Source organism: Chromobacterium sp. LK11, from assembly GCF_001043705.1.
Taxonomy (GTDB): Bacteria; Pseudomonadota; Gammaproteobacteria; order Burkholderiales; family Chromobacteriaceae; genus Chromobacterium; species Chromobacterium alkanivorans.
Genome location: NZ_LDUR01000035.1, coordinates 18,953 through 35,881 on the forward strand (window position 1 = coordinate 18,953; position 16,929 = coordinate 35,881).

General features: G+C 67.4%; 12 protein-coding genes. 6 read left to right on the plus strand and 6 right to left on the minus strand.

Annotated features, from left to right (window positions below):
• Positions 1–16: 16 nt before the first annotated feature.
• Positions 17–6,211, minus strand: coding sequence for a DUF4347 domain-containing protein (locus tag VK98_RS19015; protein WP_231589326.1), 6,195 nt, complete (start codon positions 6,209–6,211; stop codon positions 17–19).
• A 483-nt stretch (positions 6,212–6,694) separates the two neighbouring features.
• On the opposite strand from VK98_RS19015, the gene VK98_RS19020 reads away from it, so the two are divergent.
• Positions 6,695–7,477, plus strand: a complete 783-nt coding sequence (locus VK98_RS19020; RefSeq protein ID WP_048415551.1) for a class I SAM-dependent methyltransferase — start codon at positions 6,695–6,697, stop codon at positions 7,475–7,477.
• On the opposite strand, the gene VK98_RS19025 is transcribed toward VK98_RS19020, so the two are convergent.
• The 3 genes from VK98_RS19025 to VK98_RS22965 are packed head-to-tail and all read right to left on the minus strand — an operon-like array spanning position 7,449 to position 9,522.
• Entirely contained in the window at positions 7,449–7,802 is a 354-nt protein-coding gene (locus VK98_RS19025) for an antibiotic biosynthesis monooxygenase (RefSeq protein WP_048415552.1), read from the minus strand. The two genes, VK98_RS19020 and VK98_RS19025, sit on opposite strands and share 29 nt — an antisense overlap.
• Positions 7,799–8,905: a hypothetical protein gene (locus VK98_RS19030; protein WP_048415553.1), complete on the minus strand. Its 1,107-nt coding sequence runs from the start codon at positions 8,903–8,905 to the stop codon at positions 7,799–7,801. Before VK98_RS19030 ends, VK98_RS19025 begins: the two co-directional genes overlap by 4 nt.
• Complete coding sequence (locus VK98_RS22965; RefSeq protein WP_053077488.1) at positions 8,902–9,522, minus strand: DUF6058 family natural product biosynthesis protein; 621 nt, start codon at positions 9,520–9,522, stop codon at positions 8,902–8,904. The genes VK98_RS19030 and VK98_RS22965 overlap by 4 nt, the downstream gene beginning before the upstream one ends.
• A 79-nt stretch (positions 9,523–9,601) precedes the next feature.
• Between VK98_RS22965 and VK98_RS19040 the strand changes: the two genes are divergently transcribed.
• Complete coding sequence (locus VK98_RS19040; RefSeq protein WP_048415554.1) at positions 9,602–10,321, plus strand: helix-turn-helix transcriptional regulator; 720 nt, start codon at positions 9,602–9,604, stop codon at positions 10,319–10,321.
• 602 nt (positions 10,322–10,923) lie between these two features.
• On the opposite strand, the gene VK98_RS19045 is transcribed toward VK98_RS19040, so the two are convergent.
• Positions 10,924–11,373 (minus strand): hypothetical protein, encoded by a 450-nt coding sequence (locus tag VK98_RS19045; protein WP_048415555.1) that lies wholly within the window; start codon positions 11,371–11,373, stop codon positions 10,924–10,926.
• Between the two features lie 1,070 nt (positions 11,374–12,443).
• Between VK98_RS19045 and VK98_RS19050 the strand changes: the two genes are divergently transcribed.
• The 4 genes from VK98_RS19050 to VK98_RS19065 all read left to right on the plus strand — a co-directional run bounded on the left by VK98_RS19050 (position 12,444) and on the right by VK98_RS19065 (position 15,066).
• Positions 12,444–12,998, plus strand: a complete 555-nt coding sequence (locus tag VK98_RS19050) for a cysteine hydrolase family protein (protein ID WP_048415556.1) — start codon at positions 12,444–12,446, stop codon at positions 12,996–12,998.
• 33 nt (positions 12,999–13,031) lie between these two features.
• Positions 13,032–13,823 (plus strand): AraC family transcriptional regulator, encoded by a 792-nt coding sequence (locus tag VK98_RS19055; protein WP_048415557.1) that lies wholly within the window; start codon positions 13,032–13,034, stop codon positions 13,821–13,823.
• Between the two features lie 35 nt (positions 13,824–13,858).
• Positions 13,859–14,560: a transglutaminase family protein gene (locus VK98_RS19060; protein WP_048415558.1), complete on the plus strand. Its 702-nt coding sequence runs from the start codon at positions 13,859–13,861 to the stop codon at positions 14,558–14,560.
• 113 nt (positions 14,561–14,673) lie between these two features.
• Complete coding sequence (locus VK98_RS19065) at positions 14,674–15,066, plus strand: VOC family protein (RefSeq protein ID WP_048415559.1); 393 nt, start codon at positions 14,674–14,676, stop codon at positions 15,064–15,066.
• Between the two features lie 445 nt (positions 15,067–15,511).
• Here the strand turns inward: VK98_RS19065 and VK98_RS19070 are convergent, their stop codons facing one another.
• The gene (locus VK98_RS19070) at positions 15,512–16,918 is read right to left on the minus strand and encodes a lipid II flippase MurJ (RefSeq protein ID WP_048415560.1); all 1,407 of its coding nucleotides are present in this window, start codon (positions 16,916–16,918) and stop codon (positions 15,512–15,514) included.
• Positions 16,919–16,929 lie beyond the last annotated feature (11 nt).

Genomic DNA, 16,929 nt, shown 5'->3' on the forward strand with positions numbered 1-16,929 from the left:
AGTGGAGAGACGGCGCTCAGACCGTGTCCTCCGTCTGCAGCCATCCGGCGATCTGCTGATCGAAGGCGGGTCTGCCGTGCTGGCGGAACTGCTCGTGCAAGGCCGGCTTGCCGGCCGCCGCGACCTTTTCCGTCGCCGCGGCCGCCTGCTCGCCCGCGCCGGTTTTCAGCTGCATATGGGTGACGCCGCGGTGGCCGTTCTGGTCGCTGACCGTCACTTCCAAGGACAAGGACCGGTTCCAGCCCGCCGGCGGCGTGCCGCTGAAACGGCCGGTCTGCGGGTCGAACTTCAGCCAGGCCGGCAGCGGCTGACCATTGCTCTGACGCACCTGGATGTTCAGCACCGCGTCGGGATTGCGGCTGATCACGGTGCCGGGCGGCAGGCTGAAATTGAAGCCTTGGCCGGCCACCAGCGGCCGCACGCCCAGATCCGGCATCACTTGCAGCGGCGCGCCGGCGGTGCCGCCCAGATTGGAGACGAAGGGCAGACCGGCGTTGCCGCGTCCAAACGGCTCGCTAGGCGTCGGCGCGAAACGATCCTGACCGAAGGAGAGCTGGATGGGATTGCTCGTCAGCGGGCCGGCCGGGCCTTGCGACGTCGGCGCGGAGCCCGGGCCGTTGCCGCCGTTGCCCGCGCCGCTCACCGCGGCCAACACGATATTGGGCGTGATGGGCGCGATATTGATGACCGGCGCCGCGTTGGACTGCGGCGGCGCTTCCGCCGGCGGCAGCGGCGGCAGCACCACGGTGGTGTTGGGGCTCAACTGATACGCCGGCGCCACCGTCTGCTGCTGGGTCACGTTGCCGGCCAGATCGGCCGCCGCGCCGGACTTGAGCGCCAGCGCCACCGAACCGGCGCCGCTCACCCCGGTCAGCTGCACCACGTAGTGGCTGTCGCTGATGCGGACGATGTTGCCGATGTCGGCGCGGGCGCTGCCGCTGGTGATCACGCTCAGATCGCCGGCGCTCAAGCCGACGATGGGTTTGTTCAGCACCAGGTCGTAACGCAGGCTGCTGGCGGAGCTGGAAGCCGGGTCCAGCCGGGTGAAGGACTGCGGCGTCGGCGCGGTGGTGTCCACGACAACGGTGAACGAGGCCGACTGCGCGCTGATGTTGCCGGCCGTGTCGGTGGCCGTGGCGCGCACGCTGTGGCTGCCGTCCGTCAGCGGCTGGCTCAGATTGAACAGCCAGACGCCGCCGCCGTCGGCGGTGGCGGTGCCCACCTGCACGCCGTCGATGAACACGGCCACCTTGCTGCCCGCCTCTGCAAGACCGGTGACGCTGGGGCGGTTGACGTTGGTGACCCCGTCGCGGTTGCTGGAGCCGCTGTCGGTGGCCAGGCTCAGACCGGTATTGGCCGGGCTGTCCGGCGCCACGGTGTCCACCGTGATGATGTAGGTCGTCGATTGGCCGCTGGCGTTGCCGGCCAGATCCGTGGAGGTGGTGCGGATGCTGTGATTGCCGTCCGCCAGCGAACTGCCCAGGCTGTAGCTCCAGGCGCCGCTACCGTCCGCCGTCGCCGTGCCCACCGCCGTGCCGTCCACATACACCGTGACCGTGCTGTTGGCTTCCGCCGTGCCGGTGACCGTGGGCCGGTTGTTGCCGGTGATGCCGTCGCCGTGATTGCTGCCGGTGTCCGTCCCCGTGCTCAAAGCCACGCCGGACGGCGCCGCCGGCGCGCTGCTGTCTATCACCACGTTGAAGGCGCTGGATTGGCCGCTGCTGACGCCGCCGCTGCTAACCACGGCGGTGATGGCGTGCGCGCCGGAACTCAGGCTGGAGACAAAGCTGTAACTCCAGGCCCCGCTGCCGTCCGCGACCGTGCTATCGATGGGCACCCCGTCCACATAGATGATGACAAGGCTGTTGGCGATCCCGGTGCCGGTGACCGTGGGCGTGGCGTTGCTGGTGACGCCGTCGCTATGGCTGCTACCGGTGTCGGTGCCGCTGGTCAGGCCGGAGACACTGGGCGGCATCAGTTGCAAGGCGATGTTGCGGGTGACCGCCGCGCTGTTCTTGGTCCCGTCGTTGACGGTGAAGCTGACGGTGCGAGTGGCGGTGTTGGGCGAGCCGGCGGTGTCGATGTAAGTGACCGCGCGCAGCACCGCCTGCCATTGCGCCAAGGTGGCCGTGGCGCCGCTGGACGTCAGCGTCAACACCCCGGTGCCGGCGTTGTAGCTGGCGGTGATGTTGCCGAAGGTGCTGCTGCTGGTGTTGCTGAAGGCCAGCACGTCCTCGCCGCTCTGGAAGTTGCCGCTAATCGCCACCGTGGCGCTGGCCAGGGTGGTGTTGTCCAGATCCGACACGGTCAGGCCGCCGTCCACCGGCGTGGCAGCGCCGCCCACCACATAGGCGCCGGCGCTGCCGGTGGTGGTGGCGATCGGCGTTTGATCGGTGGCCGCCACGGTCACGCCGCGGGTCACCGCCGCGCTGTCCTTGCTGCCGTCGTTGACCTGGAAGCTGACGGTGCGGGCGGCTGTGTTGGGCGTTACCGCGGTGTCGGTGTAAGTGACCGCGCGCAAGGCCGCCTGCCATTGCGCCAGCGTCGCCGTCGCGCCGCTGGAGGTCAGCGTCAACACCCCGGTGCCGGCGTTATAGCTGGCGGTGATGTTGCCGAAGGTGCTGCTGCTGGTGTTGCTGAAGGCCAGCACGTCCTGGCCGCTCTGGAAGTTGCCGGTGATGGACACCCTTGCGCTGGCCAGCGTGCTGTTGTCCAGATCGCTGATCGTAATGCCCGTATCCACCGCCACCGGCGTGGAAGCCGTGTTGTCCCCGGCGGTGAAGGCCGCGCTGCCGCCGCTGGCGGTGGCGATTGGCGTTTGGTCGGTGGCCGTCACCGTCACGCCGCGGGTCACCGCCGCGCTGTTCTTGCTGCCGTCGTTGACCTGGAAGCTGACGGTGCGGGTGGCGGTGTTGGGCGTCACCGCGGTGTCGGTGTAAGTGACCGCGCGCAAGGCCGCCTGCCATTGCGCCAGCGTCGCCGTCGCGCCGCTGGAGGTCAGCGTCAGCACCCCGGTGCCGGCGTTATAGCTGGCGGTGATGTTGCCGAAGGCGCTGCTGCTGGTGTTGGTGAAGGCCAGCACGTCCTGGCCGCTCTGGAAGTTGCCGGTGATCGCCACCGTGGCGCTGGCCAGCGTGCTGTTGTCCAGATCGCTGATCGTGATGCCCGTATCCACCGCCACCGGGGTGGAAGCCGTATTGTCGCCGGCGGTGAAGGCCGCGCTGCCGCCGCTGGCGGTGGCGATCGGCGTTTGATCGGTGGGCGTCACCGTCACCGTGCGCGTGGCCACGCCGCTGCTGGCGCTGCCGTCGTTGACCTGGAAGCTGACGGTGCGGGTGGCTGAGTTGGGCGTCACCGCGCTGTCGGTGTAAGTGACCGAGCGCAAGGCCGCCTGCCATTGCGCCAGCGTGGCGCTGCCGCCGCTGGAGGTCAGCGTCAGTACCCCGGTGCCGGCGTTGTAGCTGGCGGTGATGTTGCCCATGGTACTGCCGTCGTTGGTGAAGGCCAGCACATCCTGCCCGCTCTGGAAATTGCCGGTGATGGACACCGTGGCGCTGGCCAGCGTGGGGCCGGCGTTATTGCTCACCGTGATGCCGGAGTCCACCGCCACCGGGGTGGAACTCGTGTTGTCGCCGGCGGTGAAGGCCGCGCTGCCGCCGCTGGTGGTGACCACCGGCACCACCGCCACGCTGACGGTGGAGGCCACGGCCAGCGTGGTGGTGTCCACGCCGCCGTTGCTGGTGCCGCCGTCGTCCTTGACGCTGGTCAGCGTCACCACCCGGTTGCCGATGGAGGGACTGCCGCTGCTGTCGCGATAGGTGATGCCGTTGATCACGCTGCCGGCGGTGCTGGCGGAGATGCCGCTGCTGCTGATGGACACGGTGGCGGTGCCGCCGGAAACCGAGACGGTGACGCTCAGGCCGTTGCCGCTGGTGGTGACCGAGTTGCCGTTGGTCAGCGCCACATTGCTGCCGTCTATGGACAGGATTTCATTGCTGCCGTCTTGCAGGCCGGACACGGTCAGCGTCAGCAGAATCACGCTCTGGCTGGATTCGACGGCGCTGACGCTGGCGCCGCTGAACACCGATACCGCGGAGCCGCCCATCGTGAAGGTGGGATTGCCGGCGGTGGCGCTGCCGGTGGGCGCGTCGTTGACCGCCGCCACCGCCACCGTCACATTGCTGGAACCGGTGCCGCCGCGGCCGTCGTTGACGCTGACATTGATGGTGCGGGTAGCGGTGTTGGGATCGTTGCTGGTGTTGTTGTAAGTCAGCGCCGCCAGCAGCGTGGCCACCCGCGACGGAATGGCGTTGCTGTTGAAGGTGACGATCAGATCATGGCCGCTGACGCCGTCGCCGTTGCTGGCGATCACGCCTATGCTCACCCCGCCCACTGTCACCACGCTGCCCACGCTGGTGCCGCTGGACAAGGACACCGTGCCGCTGGTGTCCACGCCCAGCACATCCTGGCCGCTCTGGCCGTTGGCGGAAATGTGCACGGTCAGGTTGCCGCTGTTGAAGTTGGGGGTGTCGCTGTCCGTCACCGTGACCGCGGTGCCCACGTCCAGTTTCACCGCGCCGCCCTTCTCGGTGAAGGTGGGGTTGTCGCCGTTGAGATTGCCTATCACCGGCGCGGAATCCGCCGCCACCGTCACCGTCTTGGTCACCGCGCTGCTGTTGATCGCGCCGTCGTTGATGGCGAAGCTGATGGTGCGGGAGCTGGTGTTGGGCGACAGCGAGCTGTCGGAATAGGTGACCGCGCGCAAGGCGGCCTGCCATTGCGCCAGCGTGGCTGTGGCGCCGCTGGAGGTCAGCGTCAGCACCCCGGTGCCGCTGTTGTAGCTGGCGCTGATGTTGCCCATGGTGCTGCCGTTGTTGGTGAAGGCCAGCACGTCCTCGCCGCTGTGGAAGTTGCCGGTGATGGACACCGTGGCGCTGGCCTGGGTGCTGCTGTCGGAGTCGGACAGGGTAATGCCGCTGTCCACCGTCACCGCAGTGCCGGTGCCGCTGCTGTAAGCGCTGGAACCGCCGCTGGCGGTCAGCGTCGGCGCGAAACCAAAATTGATGGCGTTGATGGCGCCTATGCCTATCATGCCGGTCACCGTATGACCGTTGGCCGCCAGCACCCGGAAGGAATCGATGCCCTGGAAAGCGCTGTTGCCGGACACCGTGAAGGTCACCAGGCCGCCGCTGCCCTGCAAAGCATCGCCCACATTCAGCGTCAGCGTCGCGCCGCTGACCGCGGTGCCGTTGATATAGCCGACCAGCTGCAGATTGCCGCCGGTGGTGCCGGAATCGTAGCCGTTCAGCACCACGCCGATGGAATTCAGCGTGAAGCGGCTGTTGTCATTGGACTTGACGCTGAAATAGGAGATGGGGATGGTGCCGTCGCTGTAGCCGTCCACCGTTTCCGTGGTCACAGAGCCGGGTTTTTCGACAATAATGGTTTGGCCGCCGTTATTGGTGGCACCCAGTTGCAGCGAGAAGTCCCAGCCCTGGACGTTGCCGGCGCTCACTACGCTGCCGGAAGGGTTGTATGAGTTGCCATCTGATGCGGTGAAATCGGTGGTGCCCGTTACCGGCCGAGCCAGCAAGGCGTCGTAGCTAAAGTGCAAGTCGGCCACGTCGATATGGCCGCTGTTGCGCTCCAGCGTCCAATCGCCGCCCAGCCGCGCCGCGCCGGTGGCGTCGGTGGACGCCGCCACATCGGCCTGGGTATAGCGGGCCAGCGCGCTGACGAAGGCGGCGCCGCTGCTGCCGGCGCCTATGTCGCAGCCGTACAGCAAAATGTCGCCGTTGGCAGTCAGCGATTGGCCTACGAGTTTCAGATCCGCCTGGCGGCTGTCCAGCTTGGCGGTGGTCAACTCCATGCTGCCCAGCATCAGATCCCCGCTCTGACCGTGGGAAATGATGTGGATGGCGGCGTAGCCGTGATGGGTTTTGGCCCATTCGGCGATCTGGCTCAGGCCGTCCTTGCCGGCGTTGAGCATCACCACCTCCATGCCGGCCGGCATTTGCGCCAGCAGGCTTTGGTAATTGGCGACGTTGGACTCGACGAACACCACCTGCTTGGGCGGCGCTGCCGGCGCCAGCGCCGCGGCCACCTTCTCCGCCAAGCGCTCCACCGCGACGGACCGCGGCGCCTCCGCCGGGGCCGGACGCTCCGCCGGCAGCGGCGCGTCCGCGTGCGCCGAGGCGGCAGCGGCCGTCACGGCCGCCGCGCCGTCGAACATCAACCTGGGCTCCAGAGCCTGCAACAACAGGCGAGAACGCTTGAGAGCCGGTGTCTTCTTGTCACTGCCTTGCGATTGCCCCGCTGATTTCCACCAACTCATCACGCTCTCCCGATCATTTCGGCTTAAAGCACTGGTCGAACCCCGCCCGCGACTGCATTCCAAAAGCTGCTCAGCGGATTAGAACCTGTATCAAAGCAAAAAGAAATGACAATAAAATAATTCCAAATTAAAACTAGCCGCGACAACTTAACAAACCAGGCAGCCGAAAAACTGACAAAAGCTGTCAAACGCGGCGAAGAAGCCCCTCTTTAAAAAATAGTTGTTCCTCACGCGAAGTAAGCTAAGTGCAAATACGTAGCACGCGTGATATTTGTTCAACATATAAAGCAAGCTCCGGCTTGCCCTCGCCCACGCCATCCCGTATCGTTCGTCCGCCGTTCGCCCATCCGAGGATTTGCCATGCCCGCCACCCCGCTGTACTGCGCCCGTCCCGACCGCCTGGACGCCGCCCGCCTGCTGAGCCAGCGCTTCGCTTTGCCGCTGCTGGAGCAAAGGCCGGAACAAGGCTATTGGCTGGAACTGGGCGCGGAACGGCTGGAACTGCTGACCACCGGCAAGCACGGCGCGGTGTATGCGGAGTTTGTCGAAGGCGCGGCCAAGCATCGGCGCGAACAGGGCGGCGGCCGCGGCCAGCCGGTGGCCAAGGCCATAGGCCTGAAAGGCGCCAAGGAACTGCCCTATGTGGTGGACGCCACCGCCGGACTGGGCCGCGACAGCTTCGTGCTGGCCGGCCTGGGCTGCCGCGTCACCCTGGTGGAGCGCTCGCCGGTGGCCGCCGCGCTGCTGGCCGACGCGCTGGAACGCGCCGCCGGCCACCCGGACACCGCCGACATCGCCGCGCGCATGCATCTGGTGCACGCCAGCTCCATCGCCTGGCTGGCCTCGCTAAACGAGGCCGAGCGTCCGGACGTGGTCTTCGTCGATCCGATGTTCCCGGACACCGACAAGAAAAGCGCCGCCGCCAAGAAGGACATGCAGGCTTTCCAGCAGGTGATAGGCGACGACCTGGACAGCGCCGCGCTGCTGCAAGCCGCCATCGCCGCGGCCAAGAACCGCGTGGTGGTGAAACGGCCGCGGCTGGGCGCGGCCATCGAGGGCGTGAAGCCGTCCGCGGTGCTGGACGGCAAGTCCACCCGCTTTGATCTCTACGTGATCAAGGCCTTGAACCCGACCCTGGGCTGACGCCATCAGGGACCTGTTCCCGCTCGAACATCCCATAATCCCGCAACACCGCCGCCACCCGCAGCCGGTAATCGGCGAACAAGGCCTCCCGGCCCTGCCGCTGCGCCGCGCGGTGCGGCTCCAGCCGCCGCCAGGCCGTCACCGCCTCCTCATCGCGCCAGAACGACAAGGACAGCATTTTGTCCGGCCGGTTCAGGCTGACGAAGCGCTCGATGGACAAGAAACCGTCCGCCGTCGCCAGCTCCCGCCCCAAACGCTCGGCCCAGCCCAGATAGCCGTCCCGGCCGCCCTCGGCCAGCTCCACCTCGAAAATCACCGCAATCATTCCGTTCTCCCTTTATCGCCATAGATGCGCACCCGCGCGTTGGGCAGCCGGCGAAAATGCGCCGCCGCCGTCAAAACTTGCCAATCCGGCCGCGCCGCCGCCAAGGCCGCCAGGCCGCCGCGGGCGATCTCCATCGCCAGCGCCTGGCCCGGACAGGCATGCCGGCCGGCTCCAAACATCAAGGCCTCGCCCGGCCCGGCCGGGTCCAGCGCCGCCGCGGCCAGCACCACCAAGATGGAAGCGCCTGCCGGCACCGTCTGGCCGCCGTGACGCCAGCCCCCCTCGGCGAAACGGCGAGTGTTGTGCAAGACCGGATCATGCAAGGCCAGCCACGCCCATTCCGCCGCCGCGCCCGCCTCCAGCGGCCGGCCCTGGGCCTGATGCCAGACCGCGGCGGCGAACAGGCCGGCGCCGGCGTCCAGGCTTTGAAACAACAGACCGATCACATTCGCCGTCAGCGCCGCCTCGTCCGGCTCCAGTGCATGCCGCAGCGCAGCCAATAGGCCGCCGGCCCGCGGCAAGGCCGCGCCGACCCGCGCCCGCAAGGCCTCCAAAGCCGCTTCCCCTCGCGCCAGCGCCTTGGCGTCGGCATCCGCCGCCAGCGCTTGCGCCAGGGCCGCCACCTCCGCCACCAGCGCCGGCGCATCTTCCACCTCCAGCCCCAGCAAGCCGGCCAGCGTCAGCACCGGCAGGCCCTGCGCCATCCGGTCCAGCAAGCCGCCGCTCAGCGGCTCGCGCACCAACCAGTCCCGCGCCAGGCTTTCAGCCAAGCGCCCGGCCTCCGCGCCCGCCACCGTCGCCAAGGCGTGGTTCAAGGCCGCCTTCAGCGCCGGATGGCGCGGCGCCTCGCTCATCCGCGCCCACAGACAGAAAGTCCGCGCCAAGCCGCCATCGCCCAGCGGCGGCGGCGCGGGCTGCTCCAGCGGCCGCACCCGGCATGCCGCCGAGGCCAACACCGCCTGCGCCGCCGCGTGGCCTGCGGCCACCCACAGGCCCAGGCCGGCGTCAAAATACAGCGGCCGCCGCTGCGCCAAATCCTGGTAATAGGGATAAGGGTGGGCGTGGACCACCGCCGCCAGCGGGTCCGAGGGCCAAGCGCTCATGCCGCCTCCATCAGGTAAAGCCGCCGCGTCAACTCGACGCAGCGGGCGCTCGAACTGGCCGCCCGCTCATGCGGCGCAAACGGCGCCGCCACCGCGTCCAGCCAAGCCACAGCCCGCGCCAGTCGCTCACGCTGCGCCGGCTCCAGCCCGGACCGGCTCTGGCGCTCGGTCAGCGCGTCGATCAAGGACACCAGCGCCTCCTTCTGCGCGATCTGCGCCGGCAAGCCGTCGCGGGTGCACACCCCGTAGCCGCCGGCCAGGAAATCCCGCCACGCCGCCGGCAGGTCCGCCTCGGCGGGCGGCAGCTCCAGCGCCGCCAGCCCCGCGCGCCACTCCCGCTCAAAGCCGGCGCGCAGACGCTCCGGATCGCCGTCCCAAGCCAGCGCCTGCCCCAGCCAGCACAGCATGCCCCGCGGATACCAGGCCGACTCCGCGCTCAGCGCTGCCACGCCCATGCAGGACGCCGCCTCGCCGGCCAGCGTCAGCCGGTAGGACGGCCACGGCGCCGCACCGGCCCGCTGCCAGCCGCGCAAGGTTTCCAGGCTCACGCCGCTGCGCGCCAACAGCTCCGGCTCCGCCAGAAAATGGGCACGCAAATAGTCCAGCAAATCCTCCACTTCCCGCTCCTTGTTCCAACTTGACGATGGGTTTATCGTAGCCGACGGCGCCCGCCAAAGTTTCAGCCGAGGATGAACCATGCTTGCCACCCCGCAGGACCGCATACCCGACATCAGCCGCCTGGCCAGCCTGCTGGCCGACCCCGGCCGCGCGCTGATGCTGCTGCTGTTGCAAGACGGCCGCCTCTACCCGGCCAGCGATCTGGCCCAGGCCGCCGGCCTGTCGCCGCAAGCGGCCAGCAACCATCTGGCCAAGCTGCTGCACGGCCAGGCGGTGCGGGTGGAACAGCGCGGCCGCCACCGCTATTACGGCCTGGCCAGCCCGGCCATCGCCCACGCGCTGGAAGCGCTGTCCGCCGCCGCCGGCGAAAGCCGGACCGCGGTGCGCCCCAAGGGCAACGCCGACATCCGTCTGGCGCGCAGCTGCTACGACCACCTGGCCGGCCGGCTCGGCATCGCCGTCGCCGACTTCCTGCAACAGCAGCAACTGCTGCAACGGCTTGAAGAGCGCGAGTTCGCGGTGACGCCGGCCGGCGCGGACTGGCTGGCGGCGCGGCTGGACATTCAACTGGCCGGCATCGCCCGCCCGCGCCGGCCGCTGGCGCGCGCTTGCCTGGACTGGAGCGAGCGCCGCGACCACATCGCCGGCAGCCTGGGCGCGGCCCTGTGCCAGGCCTTTTTGCAGCGCGGCCTGACCGAGCGCCGCAGCGACAGCCGCGCCTTGCGGATCACGCCGGCCGGCTACGCTTTCCTGAAGCAGGAGTGCGGCGTGGGCAGCGAGCAGCTGCGGGGAGATTGAGACGGTTTAACCGCGCGGATCAGGAAGGCCTCCGCAGGGTAGATGAAACGTAGCGATACCCACGCGGACATGCGGCGGAATTGATCTTTGGGTCTCGATGGCGGGGTTTGGTGGGTATCGCCTGCGGCTCCTCCCACCCTACCAATCCGCCTGCCGTAGGGTGGGTGGAGCGTAGCGATACCCACGCGGACATGTGGCGGGATTGATGGGTATTCAATGGCCAAGTTTGGTGGCGGGGTTTGGTGGGTATCGCCTACGGCTCCTCCCACCCTACCAATCCACCTCACGTAGAGTGGGTAGAACGCAGTGATACCCACACGGAAACGTGGCGGGATTGATGGGTATTCGATGGCCAAGTTTGGTGGCGGGGTTTGGTGGGTATCGCCTGCGGCTCCTCCCACCCTACAAATCTCCCGCCGTAGGGTGGGTGGAGCGCTGCGATACCCACGCGGAAACGTGGCGGGATTGATGGGTATTCGATGGCCAAGTTTGGTGGCGGGATTTGGTGGGTATCGCCTACGGCTCCACCCACCCTACAAGCCCGCCCGACCCAACCTCTCGCCGTAGGGTGGGTGGAGCGCAGCGATACCCACCAGCCGAGGTCAGCGATTGCGCAGGCGGATGCGGCGGAAGCGCGCTTCCAGCTTGAGCCGTTGTCCCAGCGCCAGGTAGAGCTGGTGTTGGCTATCGACATGGCGGTAGACCCGGACCCGGTCCGCGCCCAGCAGCATGATGATTTCCAGATAGTTGAAGAAACCCATCCACTGGCCGCGTCCATCGCGGTCGTCAAAATCGATGTCGCGCGCGACGCGGCTGAGCAGGCCTTTGCCGACGTATTCCCGATTGTCCTTCAGCCATTGCAGCAGGTGGGCCGCGCATTCGCGGCCGTAGGCGTGGTCTGCGGGGTAGTCCTTGCTGGGCGCGGGCATCTGCCAGTAATGCGCATAGGTACGGCCGGGGCAGAAGCGGACGAAGGGCAGCAGCGCTTCCTGTTGCTCCAGCGAGTGCAGTTTGTAACGGCGGCGACGGGGAAAGTTTTGAGGATGTTGCATGGTGTTTCTCCTGCTGTGACACAAGATAAACCACCTGCCGGGCAAGGCTGAGGTATTAGGCAGGCGCGTGGCAGGATTGGCGTACCGGACACTGTTAACCCGGCGAGTGCATAGCACTCTCCCACCATGCGCCTGCCGAATGGCACGACCATGGAAAAGCAGCTTGCGCAGAGGTCTGCGCAAGCAAGTTAACAGTGATTACGGGACGCCAATCCCGTGTGCCGCTTGTTTTGGCGGCAACGTGGGGATTGTTGCCGAGGGGGCGGGCGGGGTCAAGGTGGGGTGGTTGCTTTGGCTAGGTAGGTGGGTTTTGTATCCGCTGCGCGGATGATGATTTTCATTGCCGGGGCTGCCCGGCGAGCAGGGAGAGGATATTTGCTTGGCCAAATATCCTCTCCACTCCTAAAGGCCACCCTGCAAGCCTGGCCTACGGCTTCCCGCCGGGACCCGTCAGGCCCGAGGCGCGGCTGAACTCGCAGCGCGCTAACGTCGCGCTGCTCGAACAAGCAGCCGCTTAAGACCTCGGGCCTGCCACCCGACGGCAGGCTTGAAGGGACCCAGGGCGCATCGGATACGTGCTTTCTTCTTGATTTGCCCTAGATATCCACAGGCAGGGTCAAACTGGACAGTTACCCACAGAAATAACTAACGAAGCTAAATCACTCTTTCTTTTCAAAAAAAAACCACCTCGTGTAGCGACCAAGTGTCCCCTCGGGGCGCGCCGGAGAAAAAGGGGTCTGCAAGGTTTTAAGCGGCTGCTTTGTTTGAGCGATTTGACGTTAGCAAATCGCGAGTTCAGCCGCGCCTTGCAGGCCCCTTTTTCTTCGGGGTTTCGCGTCCTGGGGGACGAGGGGGGATGGAAGGGGGCGGCGGCCCGCCCCCTCCCCGTTCGCCGCGCGGAAAGCGGCACCAAAAACATCATCCGCGCAGCGGATTCAACAAAACAACTCTCTCCAAGCACAAAGTTATCTAAAGACCGTAACCCCTCCACAAAACCGATCCCAAGCCATCGGCACACCCACACCTCCCCTGCTACACTAAACCCCCGCCATGACCCCGGCATCCCCGCCATGCACACCGCCCCCGCCCTCATCATCATCGACATGCAACAAGGCATGAGCCGCCCCGAAGCCGGCCCGCGCAACAACCCCCAGGCCGAAGCCAATATCGCCCAACTACTGACCGCCTGGCGCCAGGCCGGCGCGCCGCTGGTCCATGTGCGCCACATCTCCCGCACCCCGGGCTCGCCGTTCTGGCCCGGCCAGCCCGGCGTCGAATTCCAACCCGCGCTGGCCCCGCTGGCCAGCGAACACGTGATGGAAAAGAACGTGCCGGACGCCTTCGCCCACAGCGGCCTGGAACGCTGGCTGCGCGTGCGCGGCATCGAACAGCTGCTCATCGTCGGCGTCAGCACCAACAACTCGGTGGAAGCCACCGCCCGCAGCGCCGGCAACCTCGGCTTCCACACCCTGGTGGCCGCCGACGCCTGCTTCGCCTTCGACAAGGTGGACTACGCCGGCACCCCGCGCCGTGCCGACGAAGTGCACGCCATGGCGCTGGCCAATCTAGACGGCGAGTACGCTCAGGTCGTGCAATGCGCCGACATGCTGCGACAGCTGCGTTAAGCTGTCCGGGATACCCCACGCGGAGACGCCGACATGGATCACATCTTCCAGGCCGACGACCACCTGCTGGTGATAGGCCAGCGCATTCACGCCGAGACCCACACCCACCATTACGCCCACCTGATGCTGTGCCTGGAGCCGGACCCCGCGCGCACGCTGAGCGTCCGCATCGGATCGGACACCGTCGCCTGTCGCGGCCTGCTGCTGGACGGCGGCGTTGAACACGCGTTTTACGGCAAGGACGGCTTGCACGCGCTGCTGCTGATCGACCACACCTCCCGGCTGTGGCGCGAGCTCAAGGCGCACCACCTGCCGGCGCGGCAAACTTATGCGGTGCTGCCGGAGCCGCTGACGCGGGCGCTGGCCGCGCGCTTCGCCGCCATGACCGCGGCCGCCTGCCGATCCTGCTATCACAGCCACTGGCGGGGCGTTCTCAAGCAACTGGGGCTGGACCCGCGGCTCGCCGGCCATGCGCCCAGCGACGGCCGCCTGCGCGGCGTGCTGGCGCGGATCCGCCGCTCTCCGGCCGACGAGCGCTCCATCCGGCACTTGGCGCGCCAAATTCACCTGTCTCCCAGCCGCCTGTCCCACCTGTTCAAACAGCAGACCGGCGGCACGCTGAAGCACTATCTGCTATTCCAGCAGCTGCTCGACGCGCTCGGCGCCGTCGCCCAGCACAACTCGGTATCCGCCGCGGCGCTGGACGCCGGCTTCGACACCCCGTCCCACCTCTCCGCCACCTGCCGACGCTTGATCGGCATTCCGCCCAGCATGGTGCGCAATGTCAGCGGTTTCTTGAAAGCGCCCAAGCCGGTGCCTTCCTAAAGTGGACGCTCCTGCCACACATGGAGCCCACGGCAATGCAACGCTATCTGCAAGAAACCCCGCTGCTCGATTTCAGCCACCCGGCCATCCAGCAATTGCTGGACGCGCAATCCTGGCGCACGCTGACGCCGGACGCGCAGTTGACCGCCATCTACAATTTCGTCCGCGACCATATCCGCTTCGGCTTCAGTGAGCGGGACACCACCCCCGCCTCCAAAATCCTGCTGGACGGCTATGGTCAGTGCAACACCAAGGCGATTCTGTTCATGGCCCTGTTGCGCGCGGTGGGCCACCCCTGCCGCCTGCACGGCGCCACCATCCACAAGTCGATGCAGTCCGGCATCATGGAAGGCGAGGTCTACCAAGTGATGCCGGAAGAAATCATGCATACCTGGGCGGAGGTCTATTTCGGCGACAACTGGTATCAGCTGGAGGGCCTGATCCTGGACCAGCCCTATCTGCAAGCCTTGCAACGCAAGTTCTCCGAGGTGAGCGGCAGCTTTTCCGGCTACGGAGTGGCCACCCCCAATCTGCAACAGCCTGACATCGACTGGAAAGGCGGCAACCACACCTATATCCAGAAAGAGAAAGTGATGCAGGACTTCGGCGTGTTCGATGATCCGGACACCTTCTTCTCCCAACACTCTCAGCAAGCCAGCGCAGAGACTCTGCAGCGTTTCGCCGCCAGCCTGCGCCATGACATCAACCGCAACATCGCCAAGATCCGGCAAGCCTGAGCGCCGTTCCCGCGCCGCGACGGACAGCTTCCCATTGCGGCGCAACCCTCCACTTTCCGCCGACGTTCGTGTTAGATTGCATGCCAATCGCAAGCCCTGTCTAGGAGTTTTCCATGCAATTCGGCTACACCATTCTCTACGTCTCCGACGTCGCCGCCTCGCTGGCCTTCTTTGAAAACGCCTTCGGCCTGAAGCGCCGCTTCCTGCACGAATCCGGCGATTACGGCGAGCTGGACACCGGCGCCACCGCGCTGGCTTTCGCCGCCCACCCGCTGGGCCGGATGAATTTGCCGGACGGCTATGTGGCGGCGGACGCCTCGCCGCTGCCGCTGGGCATGGAGATCGCGCTGGTGACCGACGACGTGGCCCACGCGCACGCCCAGGCCTTGCGCCACGGCGCCGCCGAGCTGCAAGCGCCGTCGCTCAAGCCCTGGGGCCAGACGGTGTCCCATCTGCGTTGTCCGGATGGGCTGCTGTTGGAGCTGTGCTCGCCCATTTCCGCCTAAGACCTGTTCACGGTCTTTGTTAAGTACGTCGAGGCGTTGCGTAGATACGCTGGAAACCTCGTATTCGACGCGCCCCCACTCCCTTCAAGCCTGCCGACGGGTGGCAGGCCCGAGGTCTTAAGCGGCTGCCTGTTCGAGCAGCGCGACGGTAGCGCGCCATCACTGAGCGAATCAAAGATTCGCACGTAGAGAGTTCAGCCGCGCCTCGGGCCTGACGGGAACCGGCGGGAAGCCGTAGGCCAGGCTTGCAGGGCGGCCTTTAGGGGACTACGTGCGAATCTTTGATTCGCTCAGTGACAGGGAGATTTGGCCGCGCAAATCTCCCTTTCCGTTTTATTCCCTCGCGACGCTGCGCTTGCCTCGCTCGGTCACGGTGGAACCGGCCCTTAATCATCATCCGCGCAGCGGATTCAATGCTTTGGCCAATACTTCAAATCAGGAAAGATCATGAACCGGCTCTAAGACGCCAACCCAGAACCAGCAAAAGCGCAGTACCGGCCACAGCGGCCAACGCCAGTTGCGGCCACGGGCCGAAGCCGCGCAGCGGAAACAACAGCAGGCCGGCGGCGAGCAGCGGCGCGGACGCCGCCAGGCCCTGACGCGCCAGCCTTGACGGCAAACCCCGGCCCAGCCGGGCGGCGAGCAGGCCGCCGGTCAGCCACACCCCGGCCAAGGCGGCCAAGGCCAGGCCGGGCAGGCCCAGCCAGCGCGGCAGCGTCAGCAGCAACGCCGCGCTCAACGCGCTGCCGGCCAGCTCCAGCAACATCGGCCCGCGGGTGTCGCCGCCGGCGTAGCAATAGCGCGCCAGCAGCGCGTTCCAGGCGCCGAACACGATGCCCGGCGCGTACAGCGCCAGCAGCAGCGGCAGGCGGCTCGCCGCCAGCCCGGCCGGCAACAACAAGGCCACCAGCGCCGGCGCAGCGCCGATCAAACCCGCCGCCGCCGGCAGGGTCAGCAGGGTGCAGGCGGCCAGGCCGCGGTCCAGCAGCCGCCGCCGGTCCGCGCCCAGCGCGCCGCTCATCTTGCTCAACAACACCTGGTTCAAACTCATCAGCGCGATCAACGGCAGATTGATCAGCTTGCGCGCCAGATTCAGCAGGGTAATCGTCCCCTCCCCCAGCAGCGAGGCGGCCATGCGTTCCAGCAAGCCCAGACCCTGGCTGGCCGCGCCGCTGGCCAGCAAGGGCCACAGCTGCCGCCAGGCTTGGCCGACTTCGCCGCGGCCGGCGCGCAGCCAGGGCCGCCAGCCCTGCCGCCAGTTGCCGGGCAGCAGCGCGGTGGCCATCAGCCCGCTGCCGGCCAGAAAACATTGCGCCAGCGTCGCCTCCGTCGCGGCCGGCCCGGCCCAGTACAGGTAGGACACCGCCGGCAGATTGAACAACAGCGAACCCAGCCCGGCCAGCAGGAAGCGGCCCTGGGCTTGCAGCGGCGCCGCCAGCGCCGCCTGGGCCAGCAGGCCGGGCGTCAGCCAGGCCAGCCAGCGCAGCGCGGCGGCGGCCTGTTCGGCGTGAACGGCGTCGACGCCGGGCGCCAGCGCCCGCGTCAGCCACGGCGCGGCCAGGCTAAGCAGCGCGGCCAGGCCCACGCCCACGGCCAGCCAATGGCGCAGTTGGCCGGCCAGCCAGGCGCCGCGTCGCTCCGACGCCTGCGCTTGCCACAGCGGCAGCAGCGCGGCGGACAGCAGGCCGCCGGCCAGCAGGGTGCGCAAGGCTTCCGGCAGGAACATCGCCACCAGGAAGGCGTCGCTGCGGCCGCCGGCGCCCCAGGCGACCACCAGCAGCCACTCGCGGGCGAAACCGGCCAGCAAGCCGGCCAGCGTGGCCAGGGTCAGTAAGGCGGCGGGACCGAACATGACTTCAATGT

What these genes read in the sequence shown, in the direction of transcription:
- VK98_RS19020 (WP_048415551.1), top strand. Translation starts at nt 6,695, where the DNA reads ATGCCCGCCACCCCGCTGTACTGCGCCCGTCCCGACCGCCTGGACGCC.
- VK98_RS19025 (WP_048415552.1), bottom strand. Translation starts at nt 7,802, where the DNA reads ATGATTGCGGTGATTTTCGAGGTGGAGCTGGCCGAGGGCGGCCGGGAC.
- VK98_RS19030 (WP_048415553.1), bottom strand. Translation starts at nt 8,905, where the DNA reads ATGAGCGCTTGGCCCTCGGACCCGCTGGCGGCGGTGGTCCACGCCCAC.
- VK98_RS19040 (WP_048415554.1), top strand. Translation starts at nt 9,602, where the DNA reads ATGCTTGCCACCCCGCAGGACCGCATACCCGACATCAGCCGCCTGGCC.
- VK98_RS19045 (WP_048415555.1), bottom strand. Translation starts at nt 11,373, where the DNA reads ATGCAACATCCTCAAAACTTTCCCCGTCGCCGCCGTTACAAACTGCAC.
- VK98_RS19050 (WP_048415556.1), top strand. Translation starts at nt 12,444, where the DNA reads ATGCACACCGCCCCCGCCCTCATCATCATCGACATGCAACAAGGCATG.
- VK98_RS19055 (WP_048415557.1), top strand. Translation starts at nt 13,032, where the DNA reads ATGGATCACATCTTCCAGGCCGACGACCACCTGCTGGTGATAGGCCAG.
- VK98_RS19060 (WP_048415558.1), top strand. Translation starts at nt 13,859, where the DNA reads ATGCAACGCTATCTGCAAGAAACCCCGCTGCTCGATTTCAGCCACCCG.
- VK98_RS19065 (WP_048415559.1), top strand. Translation starts at nt 14,674, where the DNA reads ATGCAATTCGGCTACACCATTCTCTACGTCTCCGACGTCGCCGCCTCG.
- VK98_RS19070 (WP_048415560.1), bottom strand. Translation starts at nt 16,918, where the DNA reads ATGTTCGGTCCCGCCGCCTTACTGACCCTGGCCACGCTGGCCGGCTTG.